This window comes from Massilia sp. NBRC 108631 (assembly GCF_059704565.1).
Genome location: NZ_BAAKJE010000125.1, coordinates 1 through 19,296 on the forward strand (window position 1 = coordinate 1; position 19,296 = coordinate 19,296).

Here is a 19,296-nt window from a genome sequence, read left to right on the forward strand (position 1 = left end):
CGGCGCCGGCCGAAGCTGCGGCGCACCGTCCTGCCCCGCCTGGGACAGGACGGGCGCCGCCAGCGCCAGCGCGAGGGTGGAGGCCCCCGCCAGCTTGGCAGCGCTGCCCATCGCTACCTGCCGACGGCCAGGTTGGCCTGCACGTTGACGCTCTGCTGGATCAGCGACGAGAAGCCGTTGTTCTGGCTCACGGTCATGATGCCGGCAGCCGACTGGCCCACGCTGCTCATGGTGTTGGACATGTTGAAGGTGCCGGCGTTGACGGTGTTGCTGCCGCCCTGCCCGCCGCTGCCGCCCTCGCCCGCACCGCCGGCGGCGTTGCCCGCCGTCTGCGTGCCGCCCTGGCCGCCCGCGCCGCCATTGGCTGCGCCGCCCGCCGCGCCCGCGCCGCCGGTATTGCCGCCGCCGCCGGCGCCACCGCTGCCGCCGTCACCGGCCGAGGCGTTGCCGTTGGTGGCCGCACCGCTGCTGCCTGCACCGCCGGTGGCGCCGCCGCCAGCTGCCCCGGCGCCGCCCGTATTGCTGGCCGTGCCGCTGGTGCCGCCGGCCCCGCCTGCCGCCCCGGCTCCGCCCGCACCGCCGCTGCTGGCGCCGTTGCCGCCGGCAGCGCCGCCGCCGCCATTGCCGCCGGTGGCAGCCGCGCCGGCCCCGCCGGTGTTGCTGGCGGAGGCGCCCGCGCCGCCGCCGCCGCTGGTGTTGGTGCCGCCGTCGCCGGCCGCGCCGCCGGCGTTGCTGGCCGCAGCACCGGCTCCGCCGTCACCGGACGCGCCGCCGGCCGCGCCCGCGCCGCCCGCGCCCGAGGTGGGCGCACCCGACGTGGCGCCATTGGTGCCGGCGCTGGGCGAGCCGCCGGTTCCGGCACCGGACGTGGCGTCGGCACTCTGGCCGCCGCCGACGCCCGGCATGCCGCCGCCGCCCGGCAGGCCGGTGGACGAGGCCGAGGCCGTGCTGGCTGCGGCGCCGCCCTGCCCGTTGCCGCCGTAGGCGGTCTGCTGGGCCGACGCGTTGCCGCTGGAGGCCGAGCCGCTGGCCCCGCCGGCGCCGCCGTAGCCTGCCGCGCCGCTGCCGCCGCCGTTGCCGCCGCTTGCCGCGCCGGTGCCGCCGCCATAGCCGCCGTTCGCGCCACCGGCGCTGCCCGAATTGCCGCCGGCGCCGCCGTTGGCGTTACCGGTGGCGCCGCCCGCGCCGCCCGAGGCCAGCCCGCCGGCGCCGCCATTGCCGCCATAGCCGCCGTTGCTGGCGCCCGCCGCGCCGCCGTTGCCGCCGTAGCCGCCCATGCCGCCGTCACCGGCCCGGCCGCTGTTGGCGTTGCTGGCGTTGCCGCCGTTGCCGCCGTTGGCCCCCATGGCTTCGCCGCCGGCGGCCGCGCCGGAACTGGCGCTGCCATTTTGCGCGGTACCGCCGGTACCGCCGTTGCCGCCGGCGCCGCCGAAGGCCGAGGCGCCGCTGCCGCCTGCGCCGCCGAACGCGGTGGCGCCATTGCCGCCGTTCGCCCCGCTGTTCGAGCCGCCCGTCGCATTGCCGCCGTAGCCGCCTTGCGCGCTGCCGCCATTGCTGCCGCCCCAGTTGCCGGCGGTGTTGCCAATGTGGTGGACCGCGTTGCCGCTGACCGAGCCGTTCAGGCGGCTGATCGCCGTGGCGGACGACCGATTGAAGGCGTTGCTCAGATTCGACGTCGCGGTGGCGCCGCGGTCCGCCGCCGCCTTGGCGTCGGACAGGGCGCGCGCCATGGCGTCGGCGTTGGTTTCAGGGTCGCTTTGAGCATATGCGCTTGAGCAGCAGAGCATCGCGATGGTTGTTGCCAGCAATGTTATCTTCATTTCCATGCCTCACCAGGTTAAAAGTTCAACGTTAAAGAGCGCCGGGAACTGGCCCCGGTCAGAGGCTGATTTGCAAGCGCGATGCCAGCCCGGCGCGGCGCGCCAAGTGCTTGATAACGCTGGCTAATTTCTGGAACACCGGAGGAAAGGGGAAGCTATGGCGGCGGACCCGTCACAGCTTCGTGACATGCTCAGCCGCAGATTTCAGGCAAAGAAAGCTGATCTGGCTGGGCAGCGCCCGCGTCCCGCGTGTAACACGCTTGTGGCGGACGCGACGCTATGAGGGAGGCCGGGCTATTTGCCGCGCACGCGCGCCGGGTGGCTGATGCCGTGCTTGGCCATCAGGCGGTACAAGGTCATGCGCGACACCCCCAGTTCCCCGGCCACCTGGGTCATGCTTTTGCCCAGGCCGAGGCCAAATTCGATGGCTTGCCGCTCGGCACGAACGCGCACCCCTCCCAGCGGCTCGCAGCCCTCCGGCGCGGCCTCGCCGTCCAGGCCAAGATCGGCTGGCTGGATCAGCTTGCCTTCTGCCATGATCAGCGCGCGCCGGATGCGGTTGATCAGCTCGCGCACATTGCCGGGCCAGTCGTAGCGCCGCATGGCCGCCAGGGCCGCCGCGCTGTAACCCCGGATGCGTGGCGCGCGCTCGGCGGCGTACTGTTCGAAGAAATGTTCAGCCAGCAGCGGCAGGTCGTCTTTGCGGTCGCGCAGCGCCGGCACGCGCAGCGCCAGCACATTGAGGCGGTAGTACAAATCCTGGCGGAAGGCGCCGCGCGCCACCGCCGCCTCGAGGTCAACGTGCGAGGCAGCGACCACGCGCGCATTGACCGGCACGCTGCGCGTGCCGCCCACGCGCAGCACGCACTTTTCTTGCAGGAAGCGCAACAGATTGGCTTGCAGCTCCAGCGGCAGGTCGCCTATCTCGTCCAGGAAAATGGTGCCGCCGTCGGCCGATTCCAGCAGCCCGCGCCGGTCTTGCGCCGCGCCGGTAAAGGCGCCGCGCACATAGCCGAACAGCTCGGACTGCGCCAGGCTGGGTGCAATGGCGGCGCAATTGACCGCCACGAAGGGCCCGGCCGCCGCACCGGAGCGGGCGTGTATGGCATGCGCCACCAGTTCCTTGCCGGTACCGCTCTCGCCCCAGATCAGCACGGCCGCATCGGCCGGGGCCACGCGCGCAATCTGGCCCTGCAGGCGCCGCATGGCGGGGGCGTGGCCAATCAGCCGGCTGCGCCCGGACGGCCCGGACCAGGCGCCCGCCGCCGCGCCGGCAAGCGCCTGGCCGCCTTGCGCCGGCTCGGGCGCCGGCAAAGGTGCGGCCCGCAGCGCAGCCAGGCCGAGCGCGTGACCCAGCGTGTGCTGCAGGCGGGCGCCATCCAGCGGCCAGGTGTGGAAATCGCTGCAGTGTTCGCGCACCAGCTGGCGGCACGGCTCGCGCTGCAGCAGCGCGCGGTGGCACACGGCGATCCAGTACGGCTGGTGGTGTTCGCGCAGGAAGGCGTCCATGCCGGCCAGCAACGGACCGGGGTCGGCCCCGTCCGGCTCGAAATCCAGCAGCAACAGGCCTACACTGAAGCGGCGCCCGCGCAGCCGGCGGCTGGCGTCGCGCAGATTGGCGGCCTGGCACAGTTCCCATCCCGGCAGCAAGGCCTCCAGCTCGCGCGGCGAAGCAGCGGACCAGGCGGACGTGGCGGACGTCCCCAGGGTAAGGCAAAGCAGTATTTTTGTTGTCATTGCGTAGTCTCCGTGCTGGCCTGCTTGGCAATAGTGACAAAACAGCAATGCATACTGTATCAGAGCTCAATCTGCTGAGCGTTGTTTTCCTGTTGAGCAGCCGTGCGGCGGCGCGCCGCGCTTGCCGCGGCCTTTCCACCCGGATAGAATGTCGGCGCACTTTTTCCGACAGGCAAGCAGACCAATATGAACAATGATCAACTGAAACCGGCAGACCTGCCCAAGCTGGGCCAGCGTGTCGCGCTGCGCGTGTTGACGCTGTTCGGCTGGCGCGTGCTGTACCGGCCGCTGCCCGGTCCGCGCGGCATTTGCGTGGTGTATCCGCACACCTCGAACTGGGACTTCATGGTCGGCATCTTCACCAAATGGGCGCTGAACCTGCCGTTCCGCTGGCTGGCCAAGGACACGCTGTTCAAGATCCCGCTGCTGGGAACATGGTTCCGCGCCATGGGCGGCGAACCGGTCGACCGCAGCGCCAAGACCGGCATGATACAACGCCAGGCCGAGCGCATGCACGCCGCCGACTGGTACTGGCTGGGCATTACGCCCGAAGCCACGCGCGGCTACCGCGCCAGCTGGAAAAGCGGCTTTTACCACCTGGCGCTGGCGGCTAAAGTGCCGCTGTGCCTGGTGTACATCGATTACCCGAACAAGACCCTGGGCATCCGGGACCATTTGTTCCTGAGCGGCGACCAGGACGCCGACATGGCCGCCATCCGCGCGGTGTACGCAGGCCACCAGGGCCTGCATCCGGAGAACGCGGCGCCCATCGTGCTGTCGGACCGCAAGCCGAACTAGGCGGCCAGCAGCAGCATGCCGGTGGCGGCAATGCCGGCGCCGGTGATGCGCACCATGTCCAGCCCGGCCGCCCGGCCGAACCAGCGCCCACCCAGCATCAGCGCGCCGCTCGCGGCCAGGAAGCCAAAGGCGCTGCCCGCCAGCGGCAGCTCGTGGCCATGCGCGTTGCCGTGCAATACCGCAAAGGCGGCGATCAGCGCGGCGCTGGCCCACAGTGGCAGGCGCGCGGCCATGGCGATCAGCACCCCGGCCAGCACCACGGTGGCGGCGATGCCCGCTTCCAGTCCCGGGATAGTGGCGCCCGCCACGCCGCTCAGCGCCCCCAGCAGCATCGCCCCCAGGAACACCAGCGGCAGCGCCTTGCCCTGCGGCTGGCGCGCGCTCCAGATGCCGACCGACAGCATGGCCAGCAGGTGGTCGAAGCCGGTGAAAGGATGCAGGAGACCAGCCTGGAAGGCGTCCATCCAGCTGGCCTGGGCGGCAGCCAGCAGCGGCTCGGCGGCGCCGGCATGGGCGTGCGCGATGCCGGCGGCGTCCGGATGGGCCAGCGCCGGCAGGCACGCCCCTGCCGTCAACAGCACCAGTATGGCGTTACGCGGGGTCAGCTTGACGCTCATGTTCAGGCTTGCTTTCATGCTTGCTCCTTGTGCGCCTGTTCCAGCAGGCCTTGTTCGCGGATAAAGTCGATCACGGCGGCCACCCCTTCGCCGCTGCGCAGATTGGTAAACAGGAACGGCCTTGCGCCGCGCTGCTGTTTGGCGTCGCGCGCCATGACGGCCAGGTCGGCGCCGACGTGCGGCGCCAGATCGGTCTTGTTAATGATGAGCAGGTCCGAGCGCGTGATGCCGGGCCCGCCCTTGCGCGGTATCTTCTCGCCGCCAGCCACGTCGATCACGTAGATGGTGAGGTCGGACAGCTCGGGGCTGAAGGTGGCGGCCAGGTTGTCGCCGCCCGATTCGACCAGGATCAGGTCCAGGTCCGGGAAGTCGGCCTGCATGCGGGCGATCGCTTCCAGGTTGATGGAGGCATCCTCGCGGATGGCGGTGTGCGGACAGCCGCCGGTCTCCACGCCCATCAGGCGCTCGGCCGGCAAGGCGTCCGCGCGCAGCAGGATCTCCATGTCCTCCTTGGTGTAGATGTCGTTGGTGATGACTGCCATGTCGTAGTGGTCGCGCATGCCTTTGCACAGCATTTCGCACAGCGCGGTCTTGCCGGAGCCGACCGGGCCGCCGATGCCGACGCGCAGCGGGTTGGATGGGTTCATGTCATTTTCCTTCTTTAAGATCGGTATAAACGGCTGTACTGCACCTCGTGCCGCATCGACAGCAGCGACAGGCCGGGCGCCCAGTTGCTCAGGTCTTCGTCGGCCAGCTGCTGCGCATGCAGCGCAGCCGCCTCCAGATCGGGGCGCAGCGACAGCAGCATGCGCTGCCCCGCCACCTGCCCGAGCGGGACCGACTTGACGCACACCAGCACCTGGTTCTCGGTCCAAGCGAACAGCATGGCCAGCAAGGCTTCCTGGTGCGGGATGTCGAGCGCGGCCACCGCGCAGGCGTAGGCGACCGGCAGCGCCAGCTCGGTTTCCGGCGGCAGCATGGCGGTGACGGCGGCGTCGGCGATGCCCAGTTCGGCCGTCAGGCGGGCCAGCGAATAGCCCATCTGCAGCGTCTCGGCGCGGAATTCGGCGCTGTCGCGCGAGGCCAGGAAGCGCTCGCTCCACTGCGCCACGGCCTGCGCATCGCGGCGCCGGAATGCCTGCATCAGGCGCCAGCAGACCGGCGCTTCCCATTGCGCCATCACCTCGTGCAGCTGGCGCGCGATCCACGCGCGGGCCGTGTCCGCGTTGTGCACGGCGCCGCACTCGAGCGCCGCTTCCAGTCCTTGCGAATAGCTGTAGGCGCCGATCGGCAAGGCCGGGCTGGCGAACTGCAGCAGGTGCAGCAAGGCCGACGCGTGCATCATGGAGCGGCACCGGTTTGGCGGGCTACGCGCAGGCAGCGCAGGTCCGCAGGGCGGGTTAGCCGGCACGGCGTATCCCGCCCTGCCGCGGCGACGCGACGCGTGCTCATGCCGCACTGTCCCCGGGACGGTGTATTTTTTGGCGCAGCGGAATGGGGGCCAAGGGATGGCCGCCGTGGGCGTGGCTGTCGTGGCTGTGGCCATGGCCGCCGCCGTAGGCACCCGATTCCGGTTCGAATGCGGCGTCTTCGGCCACCACGGTGGCGCCCAGCCCGGCCAGCATCTCTTTCAGCACCGCGTCCGCGCGGATGCGCAGGAAGCCGTCGCCCACCTGCGCCTGCGTGTGGCGGTTGCCAAGGTGGAAAGCGCAGCGCAGCAAGGTGTGGGGGTCGGCGCAGGTGACCTTGTAGGTCGGTTCGCGCGCGGCCACCACCTGCACCACCTTGCTGCGGTCTTCGCCCACCAGCAGGTCGCCGTCGCGCAGCACCGTGCCGCGCACGGTGAATACGCCCACTTCTTCGCCGTTGCTGAGCACCGCGCGCAGGCGGCATTTTTCGCGCAGCTCGTAAGGCAGCACCAGGCGCGCGGACGGTTGCACCGCGCCGGGGCCGGCGCTGGCGGGCAGTTTGGTATGGAGGGTAAGCATGCGGGCCTCGTCAGAACAGGAAATAGCGCTGCGCCATCGGCAGCACGGCGGCCGCTTCGCAGACCAGCAACTGGCCGTCGGCGCGCACTTCATAGGTTTCGGGATCGACTTCCATGTGCGGCGTGGCGCCGTTGTGGATCATGTCGCGCTTGCGCAGGGTGCGCATGTTTTTCACGGCGATGGTCTGCTTCTGCAGCCGCAGCTGGCCGCCGATATCGGCGTCGAACGCGGCCTGCGACACAAAGGTGAAGGACTTGCGCAGCCCGCCGCCGTAGGCGCCGAACATCATGCGGTAGTGCACCGGCTGCGGCGTGGGAATCGACGCGTTCGGGTCGCCCATCTGCGCGGCGGCGATCATGCCGCCCTTCAGTATCATGGACGGCTTGACGCCGAAGAAGGCCGGCTTCCACAGCACGATGTCGGCGATCTTGCCCACTTCCAGCGAACCGACCACGTGCGAAATGCCGTGCGTGATGGCGGGGTTGATGGTGTACTTGGCGATGTAGCGCCGGGCGCGGAAATTGTCGTGCCGCGCGCTGTCCTCGGCCAGCGATCCGCGCTGTACCTTCATCTTGTGTGCGGTCTGCCAGGTGCGCATGATGACCTCTCCCACCCGGCCCATGGCCTGCGAGTCCGACGACATCATGGAAATGGCGCCGATGTCGTGCAGGATGTCCTCGGCGGCGATGGTCTCGCGCCGGATGCGCGATTCGGCAAAGGCCACGTCCTCGGCGATGGCCGGGTCGAGGTGATGGCACACCATCAGCATGTCGAGGTGCTCGTCGAGCGTGTTGACCGTGTAGGGCCGGGTCGGATTGGTCGACGAGGGCAGCACATTGCCCTGCCCCACCGCCGCGATGATGTCCGGCGCATGCCCGCCGCCCGCGCCTTCGGTGTGGAAGGTGTGGATGGTGCGGTCCTTGAAGGCGGCCAGCGTGTGCTCCAGGAAGCCGCCCTCGTTCAGCGTGTCGCTGTGGATGGCCACCTGCACGTCGAGCCGGTCGGCCACGGACAGGCAGTTGTCGATGGCGGCCGGGGTGGTGCCCCAGTCCTCGTGCAGCTTCAGGCCGATGGCGCCGGCCCGGATCTGCTCCTCCAGCGGTACGGGCTGGCTGACATTGCCCTTGCCGAGAAAGCCCAGGTTCATGGGGAAAGCGTCGGCCGCGCTCAGCATGGCGTGCAAATGCCAGGGGCCGGGCGTGCAGGTGGTGGCGGCGGTGCCCACGGCCGGGCCGGTGCCGCCGCCCAGCATGGTGGTCACGCCGCTCATCAAGGCTTCCTCGATCTGCTGCGGGCAGATGAAGTGGATGTGCGAGTCGATGCCGCCGGCGGTGACGATCAGCCCTTCGCCGGCGATGATCTCGGTGGCCGCGCCAATCGCCATGGTCACGCCGGACTGGATATCGGGATTGCCGGCCTTGCCGATGGCGGCGATCAGGCCGTTCTTCAGGCCGATGTCGGCCTTGACGATGCCCCAGTGGTCCAGGATCACCGCATTGGTGATGACGGTGTCCATCACCTCGGCGTGCGGGCGCTGCGACTGGCCCATGCCGTCGCGGATCACTTTGCCGCCGCCGAATTTCACTTCCTCGCCGTAGATGGCGTAGTCGTGCTCGATCTCGATGAACAGTTCGGTGTCCGCCAGGCGGATGCGGTCCCCGGTGGTGGGGCCGTACATTTCGGCATAGGCGGCGCGCGGGATGGTGGCCATGTTTTACGCTTTCGGCGGAGTGTCGGCCAGCTTGCCGTTGACGGCGCCGTTAAAGCCGTGCACCACGCGGTCGCCGGCCAGCTTCACCAGTTCGATGGTGCGGGTCTGGCCCGGCTCGAAGCGCACGGCGGTGCCGGCGGCGATGTTCAGGCGCATGCCGTAGGCTTTCCAGCGCTCGAACCCCAGCGCGGGGTTGACCTCGAAAAAGTGGAAGTGCGAGCCGACCTGGATCGGGCGGTCGCCCCGGTTGGCGACGACGACGGTGACGGTTTCACGGCCCTGGTTGAGGCCGATCTCTCCTTCTTCGAGCATGAATTCACCAGGGATCATGATGTGCTCCTTAAGGTATGGGGTGGTGTACGGTGACGAGCTTGGAGCCGTCGGGGAATGTCGCTTCGACCTGGATGTCGGGGATCATCTCGGGCACGCCCTCCATGACGTCGGCGCGCGTGAGGATCTGCGCGCCGTCGGACATGAGTTCGGCCACGCTGCGGCCGTCGCGCGCGCCTTCCATGATGGCGGCGCTGATCAGCGCCACCGCTTCCGGATAGTTCAGTTTCAGGCCGCGCGCGCGGCGGCGCTCGGCCAGCAGGGCGGCAGTGAAGATCAGCAGCTTGTCTTTTTCGCGTGGGGTCAGGTCCATATTCTTGTCCTAGGTGCGCCAGCTGCGCGGGTCGAAGGGGGCGCGGCCGAGCAGTGCCGGCCGCAGGGTGCGCCAGGCTGCCAGCATGATTTCACGGGCGGCCTCGCTGTCGTCGCCGAGGTAGCGCACGGCCAGCAGGCCTTTCATTTGGGTGGCGCCGAATACGGCTGCGCTGGAGGCGGCGCCGGGCATGGCGGAGCCGCTGCCGGTCGCGGCGGCGCCGTCGCGGCGGATGGCGGCCAGCACGCTGGCCGGCAGCGGGGCGCCCACCGCCAGCAAGGTGGCGCACACGCTATGCCCGTCCATGCCCAGCGGGCTGGCGATGCCGTGCGGCGTGAGCGCACCCTGCTCCCACCACAGCAGCCGCGCGCCCTGGCGGATGCGGGTGCGCTGCGCCACGCGGCCGCTGCGGAAGGTTTCGCCTGACGCGCGCCGGCCCATGCACAGGATTTCGCAGCCGATGTAGCTGGCCCCCGCCTCCAGCGTGATGTCCTGCGCCAGTTCCACGCGGGCGTCGTCAAAGAAAATGGTTTCCTGAGGCAGCCACTCGATGGCGGCGCCGGCGCCCGCGTGCAGGCGCACCGTCTGGCGCGACACCTTGCCGTTGGCCTTGTACCACTTGGCCGCGCCGGGGGTGGTCAGGAAGGCGTGCGCGCCCTCGCCCACCGTGGCGCCCAGTTCGAGCTTGTCGCCGCCGACCACGCCGCCGGGAGGATGGACGATGATGGCATGGCAGACCGCGCCGCCTTCCGGGTACAGCGGCTTCTGCAAGCGCAGCGGGCCGCTGTGGCGGCGCTCCACCAGGCGCGTGGTGCCCTGGTCGTCGGCGAACCGCAGCGACAGGCTGGCCTGCCACGGCGGATGCGCAGCGTCCGCCCCGGCCGGTGGGGCGACCGGGGCGGTGCTGGAGGCGCTCATCGCGCTGGTAGCGCTATACAGCGGGTCTGCGCTGGCGGCGGTGTCGGGCATGCGGCGGATTTCTGGTCTCGTTATGTACTGGACATGCATTACGCAAGTAGCATGCCAGCACTTGCGTGCTTTTACCTCGCCGCTGGCTGGACGGAGCGCACCAATTCGGACCGCACGCACCAACTTGGCGCAAGGCCGGTCCGCCCCCCTTCGCCCGCCGCCCGTCCCGCAGCAATGCCGCGCCATTGCAGCAAAGCACAGCGTATATTGTTCCAGCATGAGTACCACTCTCTGGTTCATCCTGATCGGCTGCCTGATGCTGGCGCGCGGACTGGCCGCCACCACGCTGGCGCGCCTGCCCGTCACCTCGGCTATCGTCTATCTGGGCGTGGGGCTGGCGCTGGGGCCGGCCTTCTTCGGCGTGTTCGCGGTCGATCCCTATGCCGAGGCCGGCGTGCTGGAAGTGATGACCGAACTGGCGGTGCTGATTTCCCTCTTTTCGGCCGGCGTGAAAATGCCGGTGCCGTTCTCGCTGGCGCGCTGGGCGCCGTCGTTGCGCCTGGCGTGGCTGTCGATGAGTATTTCGGTAGGGCTGATGGCGGCCTTCGGCACGCTGGTGCTGGGCCTGCCGCTCGGCGCGGCCGTGCTGCTGGGCGCCATCCTGGCGCCGACCGACCCGGTGCTGGCCACCGATGTGCAGGTGCGCCACGCCGGCGACCGCGACCAGCTGCGCTTCGCCCTGACCAGCGAAGCCGGCATGAACGACGGCAGCGCCTTCCCCTTCGTGATGCTGGGGCTGGGCTTGCTGGGCCTGCACGAGCTGGGCGACTTCGGCTGGCGGTGGCTGGCAATGGATGTCCTGTGGGGCACGATGGGCGCGGTGTTGATCGGCATCGCGGGCGGCGCGGCGCTGGCGCAGCTGGGCTGGGCGCTGCGCAACACCGATCCCAGGCACGACGTGCTGGACGACCTGGTGGGCCTGGGGCTGATTGCGGTGGTGTACGGCGCCTGCCTGTGGCTGCACGCCTGGGGCTTCCTGGCGGTGTTCTTCGCCGGCGTGGCGCTGCGCCAGCGCGAGCTGGTGCTGGCGGGCGCCGGCAAGGACCGCCATGGCTTGCTCAAGGAGCCCTGCGCGGGCCAGGCGGCGGCAGGCGCGGCCACGCAGCAAGCACCGGGCGCCGCCACGCTGGCAGCAACGGGCGCGGCGGCGGCCGCCAGCCAGGGCGAAGCACGGCCCGGCGCGTCCCATGCGCCGGCACCCACCGCTACCGCTGCCGGTCCCGCAGCGGCAGCGGCGGAAACGCCGGCCGAAGCGCCGCTCACCGTCAGCGGCGAATCGCTGATCTTCAAGGAGCACCTGGAGCGGCTGTCGGAACTGACGCTGGTGCTGCTGCTGGGCGGCGCCGTCACGGCGCAGGCATGGGATTGGCGCGCCTGGAGCACGGCGCTGTTCCTGTTTGCGGTGGCGCGGCCGCTGAGCGTCTACCTGGGCCTGGTGCGCTCCACCGTACGCGGCCGGGTGCGCGGCATCAGCGCCTGGTTCGGCGTGCGCGGCATCGGCTCCGTGTACTACCTGATGTACGCGATCAACCACGGCCTGCCCCAGGCACTGGCGCGGGAGCTAATCGACATCACGCTGGTGGTCATCATGCTGTCCATCGCGGTGCACGGCATCAGCGTCAAGCCCCTGTTCGACCGTTTCTGGAGCGACTAGGCCGGCCCTGCCGGAGTTGCCTATATGATATTATCCGCCCTTTCATCTTTCAGGCGAATCCGCATGCGCCCACCGGGCATTGCTTTATTACTGCTACTGCTGCAAGCATCCGCCGCAGCCGAAGTCGATGTCCAGCTGAAACTGCTGTCGCCTGAGGCGCTGGAAGTGAGCTACACGCTGCCCGCCGCATGCCGCGCACTCCCCTTCGCCAAGCATGGCGACGCCGGACGCGCCACGCGCGAAGCCTGGCAGGCGCTGGACGGCTGCGGCACGGCCGGCGCCGGCGAGCTCGCCCGCCAGGACGCCGCCTGCTCCACCCTGCGCTTCCGCGTGCCCGCCGCCACCCGCCAGGCCGGCTACCCGGCCGCCTTCCCGATGGGCCAGGGCTTGTACGCGCACCTGTCGAACTACGCCGTGGGCGACGGCTGCGGCAAGGTGAACTACCGCTTCGCCGCGCCCGGCATCGCCGTCAACGGCCGCAGCTACGAGCACGCCGCCGAGGCGCAGTCCGGCGCCGACACCGCCGCCCTGCTGCTGGCCGCCCCGCTGGCGCAGCCAGGCGCCGAAACGCCAAGCTACTTCGATCCGCGCCTGCCGGCGGCCACCGTGGCCCACATCGGCATGGTGGCCGCCGGCACGGTGGGCTACCTGCGCAAGGCGCTGCCGGACGCCGTCTTCCAGCGCCCCATCGTCGCCGCCGCCTACGTGGCGGCCCCGGGCGGTGTGTATATAGGCGGCGACGCCAGCGACGTGCTGCGCCTGGCGCTGTACAACTGGCCGCGCGCCCCTTCCGCCGCCGACCAGGCCAAGGCCACGCTGCTGGTGGCGCACGAATTCAGCCACCGCTTCCAGCTGCGCGACGCCGTCGACGACTATCCCGACGCGCGCCTGATCCACGAAGGCGGCGGTGAATTCCTGCGCTGGATGGCCTCGATCCACAACGGCTGGCTGACGCCGGCGCAGGCCGCCGAAGAACTGGACGACGCGTTGGCCACTTGCATCCTGTACAGCGAACCGAAAAGCTGGCGCGCACTCACGCCGCGCCAGGTCGGCGGCAACCGGCTGGAGTACAAGTGCGGCCTGCCCGCGTACGTCTACGCGCTCGCTGCGCGCCAGGGCCAGGGCAGCGCCATGGCGCGCATCAATGGCTTCTACCGCAGCCTCCGGCAAGGGGCCCGGCCCGATTTTGCCCACGCCATGGAATGCGGCGCAGGTCCGGCCGCAACCCCGGCCTGCCAGCCGCGCTGGCTCCCCAAGCTGCTGGGCGCGGACGGCTCCATGGAACAACAATGGGACTCCATGCTGGACCGCACTGCCCTGGCCACGCCGCAGCCGCCCACGCAAGCCATGCGCGACGCCATGGTGCTGCGCGCTGTCGTCAAGCTGATGCAGGACGATTGCGGCGGCCGCAGCGGCACCACCGAAACGCCGCACGGCGTCATCCTGGACGGCATGAAAGCCTGCAAGATCTTCCTGCAGGAAGCCCATGCGACCACCATCGAAGGGCTGCCCGTGTTCGGCCATCCCGGCACCGGCCAGGCGATGGCGGCGGCCTGCACCGCGCGCCGCCAGGTGCTGCTCGGCCTGCAGGACGGCGGCACGCTGGCGGTGCCGTGCCAGCACCCCTACCGCATGCGGCAACAGTTCCACCGCGCCGACATCGACAAGGTGCTGAACGCGCTGCGGGCTGGGTAAAGCGCAACAAAAATCTGCAGCACTATTGACGCATTCGTAGTCCCGCCAGCTAACGGCGTGAAATATTGGTCACTCCCCTCGTCCCGGAGTACCGATGATTTCCTTCCTGCATCAAGCCTGGCACAGAGCGGCCTGGTCCAACTGGCTATCGCTGCTGCTGCACTTCGCCTTCTTCTGGATGGTGGCGGCGGCCAGCTTTTCCGGCTATATCGGCAAATGGGGCCTGCGCGACAACACCCCGCGCTTCTCGCTCGAAGCCATGCTGGAGGCCACCGCCGACCGTCCCTTCGTTTACCGCCAGCTGCTGCCGCTGATCGCCAACGCCGCCGACCGGGCAGTGCCCGAGCACATCAAAGCCCGCGTGGCCGACAAGCTCAATCCCAGCAAGGTCTACGTCAAGACCTACGGCGCGGCACGGCCGGCCTACGGTTTCCGCTACGTGGTGGTGTACTACCTGTCGTTCCTGTCGCTGCTGGGCAGCCTGTTCCTGCTGCACCGCATCGCGCTGGACGCCGGCACGGGCCGGCTGGCGGCCATCTTCGCGCCGACCGTGCTGTCGCTGGCCTTCCCTTACATGCAAACGCTGGGCGGCTATTTCTACGACACCGCCGAACTGCTGTTCTTCTGCCTGGCCTACCTGCTGGTGTCGCGCCGCCGCATCGCGTGGTTCTTCGCCATGCTGATCCCGGCCACGCTGAACAAGGAATCGTTCTTCTTCTATATCATCACGCTGCTGCCGCTGCTGCTGGCCGCGTATCCGAAGACCAAAGCCGTCGCCGCCACGGCGGCGGCGGTGCTGGTGTCCGGACTGGTGAACGTGGCCGCCAAGCTGCAGTTCGCCGCGGCGGGCGGAACCCCGGTCGAGCTGCATCTGGCCGACAACCTGGTGGCCTACCTGTCGCCGCAAACCTATAGCCAGATGGAGCTAACGTACGGCATCATGGGGCCGCGCCAGGCTTTTGTACTGACGCTGGTGCTGATTGCCGCCGTGGTCACGCGCGGCTGGCGCGCCAGTCCCAAGCAAGCGCGCCAGCATATCCTGCTGGCGGCAGCCATCAACCTGCCGCTGTTCGCCGCCTTCGCCGCCGTGGGCGAGTTGCGCAACCTGAGCCTGATGTATGTGGGCTTTACGATTCTGATAGGCAAGGCACTGGAAGCCGAGCCCGTGGCGCAGCCGGTGGCGGTCAGGCAGGCCGGGCGAATCGTCCAGCCCGGGCACTTGCAGCAGGCGCCCGAGACGCCCCCAGCACGCCGCGAATCCAGCTAAATGCCGTACTCGGCGGCCGCTTTGGCGGCCCACACCGCCTGGTCGCGGCTGGGGAAAGGCTGGTCGTAGTCATCCACCTCGCCGTCCGGGCCGACAAAGCAGGTCCACCAGCCCGCGTCGTCATGCCGGATGGCAATGCAGTTCGGTTTGCAATGTTCCAGCACGGCTTCGCCATCGTCCAAGGTGACAATGGCAACGCCGCGGTGCGTGATTTTGCTTGCCATGGGGAGTCCTTTCAGTCGTCCCTACAGTGTAGTCCGCCCCGCGCGCGGCCGCAAAGCAAACCGTAGCGCGCTCACTCGTCCTTGGGATACGGGCTCTTGCCGCCTTCCGCGATGAAAGTATCGATGCGCGCATGCAGCACCGGCAGCGGCACCGAACCCAGGTTGAGCACCGTGTCGTGGAAGGCGCGGATGTCGAATTTCGGCCCCAGCGCCGCTTCCGCCTTCTTGCGCGCCTGCTGCACCGCCATCTGTCCCAGGTAGTAGGACAGCGCCTGGCCAGGCCAGGAAATATAGCGGTCCACCTCGGTGGTGACTTCGTGCTCGGACAGCGCCGTGTTCTCGCGCAGGTAGGCCTGGGCCTGCGCGCGGGTCCAGCCCTTGGCGTGCACGCCGGTATCGACCACCAGGCGCGACGCGCGCCAGGCCTGGTAGCTCAGCATGCCGAAAATTTCGTACGGCGTCTCGTAGATGCCCATTTCCACGCCCAGCCGTTCGGTGTACAGCGCCCATCCCTCGCCGTAGGCCGAGATGTAGGCGTTGCGGAAGGCCGGACGGCCTTTCTGTTCCAGCGCGATCGGCATCTGGAACGCGTGGCCCGGGGCCGACTCGTGCAGCGTCAGCGCCGGCAGGCTGTACAGGGGGCGCGCCGGCAGGTTGTAGGTGTTGACCATGTAGACGCCGGGGCCGCCGCGGCCGGAGGTATAGTACGGCGCAATGTCCGGCGCCACCGGAATGATGGCGAAGCGGCTGCGCGGCAGGTAGCCGAAGTAGTCGCCCACCTTGGCGTCGAAGCGCTTGGCCACGTAGGCCGCGCGCATCAGCAGCTCCTCCGGGGTGCGCGCGTAAAAGCGCGGGTCGGTGCGCAGGAACTGCAGGAATTCCGGCAAGCCGCCCTGGAAACCGACCTGCTTGATCACCTCCAGCATCTCGGCGCGGATCTTGGCCATTTCGGCCAGGCCGGTCTGGTGGATCTGCTCGGCGCTCAGCGATGTGGTGGTGTACTCGCTGATCTTGGACTGGTAATACGCTTTGCCGTCGGGCAGGCGCTCGGCCGCCAGCGCCTCGGCCGCGCCCGGCAGGTACTCGGTGCGCAGGAAGGCCAGCAAGCGCTGGTGGGCCGGCACCACCGACTCGCGCAGCGCCTTGAGCGCGGCGGCGCGCAGCTCGGCCTGGCGCGCGGCCGGGATGGCGGCCGGCATGTCCTTGAACGGCCGGTAGAAGGCCAGTTTCTCCAGCGTCTTTTCCTCGGCCACGGCGGCCACCGATTTGTCGCGTCCCAGCAGCGTCACGCGCGGCGGCGTGAAGCCGCGCTGCAGGCCCGCGCGCATATTGGCGGTGGCTTCGGCGAAGTAGCGCGGCATGTCGTTCAGCTGCCGCACGTAGGCCGCGTATTCGGCCTCGCTGCGGAAACTCTTGTCGGCCTCGCCGGCGATGTTGGACCAGAAGGCCGAATCGGAGTTGAGCGGCTTTTCGTATTCGCGGAAGCGCTGGTTCTCGATCAGCGCAGCGATCTGCGCGCGGTACACCGCGTAATCGATGCGCTGCGCCGGCTCCAGCGCGGCCACCGGGATCGCGTCCAGCCTGGCCAGCACGCGCTGCCAGTAAGCCAGGCGCGCCTGCTGGGTGGCGGCGTCGATGCGCGGCAGGTCGGGCCGGATGCCGTTGACGTCGTCCTCCTCGTCCTCCAGGCGCTGGGCCATGCGCCATTGCCACTCCTCGGTGTAGAGCGCCTTGAAGGCGGCGCTTTCGCCGGCGGCATGGGCGGGCAGCGCGGGAACGGTGGCAGCGCCCAGCGCCAACAGCACGCCGGCGGCCAGGGAGGCAGCGGTTCTCTTCATGGACTTCCTTATTCCGGTAACAGGTTGAGCAAGCGCTTTTCACGCAGCAGCGCGGTGTAGGCGCCGGCCGCCAGCGGCCGGCTGAAGTAGTAGCCCTGCATTTCGTCGCAGCCGTGCGCCGCCAGGAACTCGACCTGTTCGCGCGTTTCCACGCCCTCGGCGATCACGCGCATGTTCAGGTTGTGCGCCAGCGAGATCACCGACAGCGCGATGGCCGCGTCGCTGGCCTTGGTGGTCACGTCGTCGACGAAGGATTTGTCGATCTTCAGCACGTCGATCGGGAAGCGTTTCAGGTAGGCCAGCGAGGAGTAGCCGGTACCGAAATCGTCCAGCGAAATGGCCACGCCGATATCCTTCAATCGGCCCAGCGCGGCCACCGCCTTGTCCGGATCGCCCATCACCGTGCCTTCGGTGATCTCCAGCCCCAGCGAGGCCGGCGGCACGCCGTGGCGGCGCAGCGCCTGCTCCACGCTGGCCACCGTGCTGTCGTGCGCGAACTGGCTGCCGGCCAGGTTGACCGCCACCTTCAGCGTGCCCAGGCCCTGCGCCTGCCAGGCCGCGATCTGCGCGCACACGGTGTCCAGCACCCAGACACCGATGGCGGAAATCAGGCCGTACTCCTCGGCCAGCGGGATGAAGCGGTTGGGCGGCACCTGGCCCAGCACCGGGTTGTGCCAGCGCAGCAGCGCCTCCGCGCCCAGCATGGTCCCGGTGCGCAAGCACATCTGCGGCTGGTAGTGCACCTCGAACTCGCCGCGCGCAATGGCGCCGCGCAGCTGCGCCTGGATGGCCAGCTTGGCGCGGATGTCGGCGTCCATGCGCTCGGTGAAGAAGGCATAGTTGTCGCGGCCGACCTCCTTGGCGCGGTACAGCGCGGTGTCGGCATTGCGCAGCAGCTCGTCGAAAGTGCTGCCGTCGGCCGGGCACACGGCAATGCCGATGCTGGTGGTCAGTCCCAGGTGCTGGGTGGACAACTGGGGCGATGGCTGGGCAGCTTGCGCCGCCCCCTCGGCTGCCGCCATGGCCAGCGGCAAGCCGTCGCGCAGCCCGGCCAGGATGGCTTGCGCGGCAGCCACGGTGGCGCCCAGCTGGGCGTCGTCCGGCACGATGATCTGGAACTCGTCGCCGCCCTGGCGCGACACGGTGGCCCCGTCCGGCACGCAGCTGCGCAACAGGCGCGCCACCGCTTGCAAGGCCTGGTCGCCGACCGGCGCGCCGTAGGAATCGTTCACGCTCTTGAAGCGGTCCAGGTCCAGGCACATCACGCCCACGCACTGGCCGTTGCGCTGCGCGGCCGCTTGCGCCTCGTCGAAGCACTGGCGCGCCAGCAGCCGGTTGGGCAGGCCGGTCAGCGCGTCGTGGTAGGACAGGAAGTCGATCATGTGCTGCTCGGCCTTGCGCTCGGTGATGTCCATGAACACGACGATGTAGTTCTCCACCTCGCCATTGGCGCCGGCCACGGTGGACACGCTCAGCAGGCCGGGGAAGGTGGCGCCGTTCTTGCGCCGCGCCAGCATCTCGCCCGACCAGTGGCCATGGCCGGCCAGCGCCGCCATCATGGCGTGGTAGGCACTGGTGTTGTGCTGCACGGTCTGCAGGGTGCTGACATGGCGCCCCACCATCTCGCTGCTGTCGTAGCCTGAAATGTCGGTGAAGGCCGGATTGGTGGCCACGATGGTGCCGCCGGCGTCGGCGATGACGATGGCGTCCTGGGTGGCGGCGAACACGCGCGCGGCCAGGCGCAGCGTGTCCTCGTTGGCGCGGCGGCGCTCCACCTCGCGCTCCAGCGAGGCGGCCAGCTCGGCCAGCTCGGCGGTACGCTCATGCACGCGCAGCTCCAGGTGGGCGCGTTCGGCGGCCAGCGCCAGCTGCGCGCGCCCCAGGCGCACCTGGGCATCGGTGCGGGCCAGGATTTCCTCGGCCTGGAACGGCTTGGCGATGAAGTCGGCGCCGCCCAGCGCAAAGCCGCGCACCTTGTCGTCCGTGTCGTGCTGGGCGGACAGGAAAATCACCGGCACATGGGCCGTGGCCGGCGAGGATTTCAGGCGGCGGCACACCTCGAAGCCGTCGATGCCGGGCATGCGCACGTCGAGCAGGATCAGCTCCGGCGGGCGCGACTGCACCGTCCACAGCGCCAGCTCGCCGTTGGGCGCCTGGCGCACGTAGTAGCCGGCCTCCGTCAACAGGTCGCTGAGCAGCTTGAGCGAAGCCGGCGTGTCCTCCACGATCAACACTTCGCCCTTGCTGCCTTGTTCCGACAAATCCCGATGCATCGCCTTGCGTCCTCTCCTGATCCAGAATCCCTCGCCACCCTACCATAGAATGGACCAGCCCC

Annotated in this window: 17 protein-coding genes; 4 read left to right on the forward strand and 13 right to left on the reverse strand. The window is 69.5% G+C overall.

Features of this window, described 5'->3' with window-relative positions:
* Positions 1 to 113 precede the first annotated feature (113 nt).
* Positions 114 to 1,820 (reverse strand): hypothetical protein, encoded by a 1,707-nt coding sequence (locus AC6H42_RS13725; protein WP_497548281.1) that lies wholly within the window; start codon positions 1,818 to 1,820, stop codon positions 114 to 116.
* A gap of 294 nt (positions 1,821 to 2,114) precedes the next feature.
* Positions 2,115 to 3,557, reverse strand: coding sequence for a sigma-54 dependent transcriptional regulator (locus tag AC6H42_RS13730; RefSeq protein ID WP_497548282.1), 1,443 nt, complete (start codon positions 3,555 to 3,557; stop codon positions 2,115 to 2,117).
* Between the two features lie 186 nt (positions 3,558 to 3,743).
* Between AC6H42_RS13730 and AC6H42_RS13735 the strand changes: the two genes are divergently transcribed.
* The gene (locus AC6H42_RS13735; RefSeq protein WP_057156918.1) at positions 3,744 to 4,355 is read left to right on the forward strand and encodes a 1-acyl-sn-glycerol-3-phosphate acyltransferase; all 612 of its coding nucleotides are present in this window, start codon (positions 3,744 to 3,746) and stop codon (positions 4,353 to 4,355) included.
* On the opposite strand, the gene AC6H42_RS13740 is transcribed toward AC6H42_RS13735, so the two are convergent.
* From AC6H42_RS13740 to AC6H42_RS13775, 8 genes are all read right to left on the reverse strand, one after another.
* The gene (locus AC6H42_RS13740; protein WP_497548283.1) at positions 4,352 to 4,990 is read right to left on the reverse strand and encodes a HupE/UreJ family protein; all 639 of its coding nucleotides are present in this window, start codon (positions 4,988 to 4,990) and stop codon (positions 4,352 to 4,354) included. The genes AC6H42_RS13735 and AC6H42_RS13740 overlap by 4 nt on opposite strands.
* A complete protein-coding gene (ureG, locus tag AC6H42_RS13745) occupies positions 4,987 to 5,619 on the reverse strand; it encodes an urease accessory protein UreG (protein ID WP_057156917.1) in 633 nt (210 codons plus the stop codon). Before ureG ends, AC6H42_RS13740 begins: the two co-directional genes overlap by 4 nt.
* A 14-nt stretch (positions 5,620 to 5,633) precedes the next feature.
* Complete coding sequence (locus AC6H42_RS13750; protein ID WP_057157308.1) at positions 5,634 to 6,314, reverse strand: urease accessory protein UreF; 681 nt, start codon at positions 6,312 to 6,314, stop codon at positions 5,634 to 5,636.
* 106 nt (positions 6,315 to 6,420) lie between these two features.
* Entirely contained in the window at positions 6,421 to 6,960 is a 540-nt protein-coding gene (ureE, locus tag AC6H42_RS13755; protein ID WP_497548284.1) for an urease accessory protein UreE, read from the reverse strand.
* A 10-nt stretch (positions 6,961 to 6,970) separates the two neighbouring features.
* Complete coding sequence (ureC, locus tag AC6H42_RS13760; RefSeq protein ID WP_057156915.1) at positions 6,971 to 8,671, reverse strand: urease subunit alpha; 1,701 nt, start codon at positions 8,669 to 8,671, stop codon at positions 6,971 to 6,973.
* 3 nt (positions 8,672 to 8,674) lie between these two features.
* A complete protein-coding gene (locus AC6H42_RS13765; RefSeq protein ID WP_057156914.1) occupies positions 8,675 to 9,001 on the reverse strand; it encodes an urease subunit beta in 327 nt (108 codons plus the stop codon).
* A gap of 10 nt (positions 9,002 to 9,011) precedes the next feature.
* Complete coding sequence (locus AC6H42_RS13770; RefSeq protein ID WP_057156913.1) at positions 9,012 to 9,314, reverse strand: urease subunit gamma; 303 nt, start codon at positions 9,312 to 9,314, stop codon at positions 9,012 to 9,014.
* Between the two features lie 9 nt (positions 9,315 to 9,323).
* On the reverse strand, positions 9,324 to 10,283 hold the full coding sequence (locus tag AC6H42_RS13775; protein WP_497548285.1) for an urease accessory protein UreD: 960 nt from the start codon (positions 10,281 to 10,283) through the stop codon (positions 9,324 to 9,326).
* A 217-nt stretch (positions 10,284 to 10,500) separates the two neighbouring features.
* On the opposite strand from AC6H42_RS13775, the gene AC6H42_RS13780 reads away from it, so the two are divergent.
* The 3 genes from AC6H42_RS13780 to AC6H42_RS13790 all read left to right on the forward strand — a co-directional run bounded on the left by AC6H42_RS13780 (position 10,501) and on the right by AC6H42_RS13790 (position 14,899).
* A complete protein-coding gene (locus AC6H42_RS13780; protein ID WP_057156912.1) occupies positions 10,501 to 11,937 on the forward strand; it encodes a cation:proton antiporter in 1,437 nt (478 codons plus the stop codon).
* Positions 11,938 to 12,000: 63 nt separating this feature from the next.
* Positions 12,001 to 13,632: a hypothetical protein gene (locus AC6H42_RS13785; RefSeq protein ID WP_497548286.1), complete on the forward strand. Its 1,632-nt coding sequence runs from the start codon at positions 12,001 to 12,003 to the stop codon at positions 13,630 to 13,632.
* A gap of 94 nt (positions 13,633 to 13,726) precedes the next feature.
* Positions 13,727 to 14,899, forward strand: a complete 1,173-nt coding sequence (locus AC6H42_RS13790) for a hypothetical protein (protein WP_057156910.1) — start codon at positions 13,727 to 13,729, stop codon at positions 14,897 to 14,899.
* Here AC6H42_RS13790 and AC6H42_RS13795 read toward each other — a convergent pair.
* The 3 genes from AC6H42_RS13795 to AC6H42_RS13805 all read right to left on the reverse strand — a co-directional run bounded on the left by AC6H42_RS13795 (position 14,896) and on the right by AC6H42_RS13805 (position 19,234).
* Positions 14,896 to 15,123, reverse strand: coding sequence for a hypothetical protein (locus AC6H42_RS13795; RefSeq protein ID WP_057156909.1), 228 nt, complete (start codon positions 15,121 to 15,123; stop codon positions 14,896 to 14,898). The two genes, AC6H42_RS13790 and AC6H42_RS13795, sit on opposite strands and share 4 nt — an antisense overlap.
* Positions 15,124 to 15,194: 71 nt before the next feature.
* On the reverse strand, positions 15,195 to 16,961 hold the full coding sequence (locus AC6H42_RS13800; protein WP_057156908.1) for a DUF885 domain-containing protein: 1,767 nt from the start codon (positions 16,959 to 16,961) through the stop codon (positions 15,195 to 15,197).
* An 8-nt stretch (positions 16,962 to 16,969) separates the two neighbouring features.
* Positions 16,970 to 19,234 carry a two-component system response regulator gene (locus tag AC6H42_RS13805; RefSeq protein WP_057156907.1) on the reverse strand — a complete coding sequence of 755 codons (2,265 nt, stop codon included), beginning with the start codon at positions 19,232 to 19,234 and terminating at the stop codon, positions 16,970 to 16,972.
* Between the last annotated feature and the right edge of the window lie 62 nt (positions 19,235 to 19,296).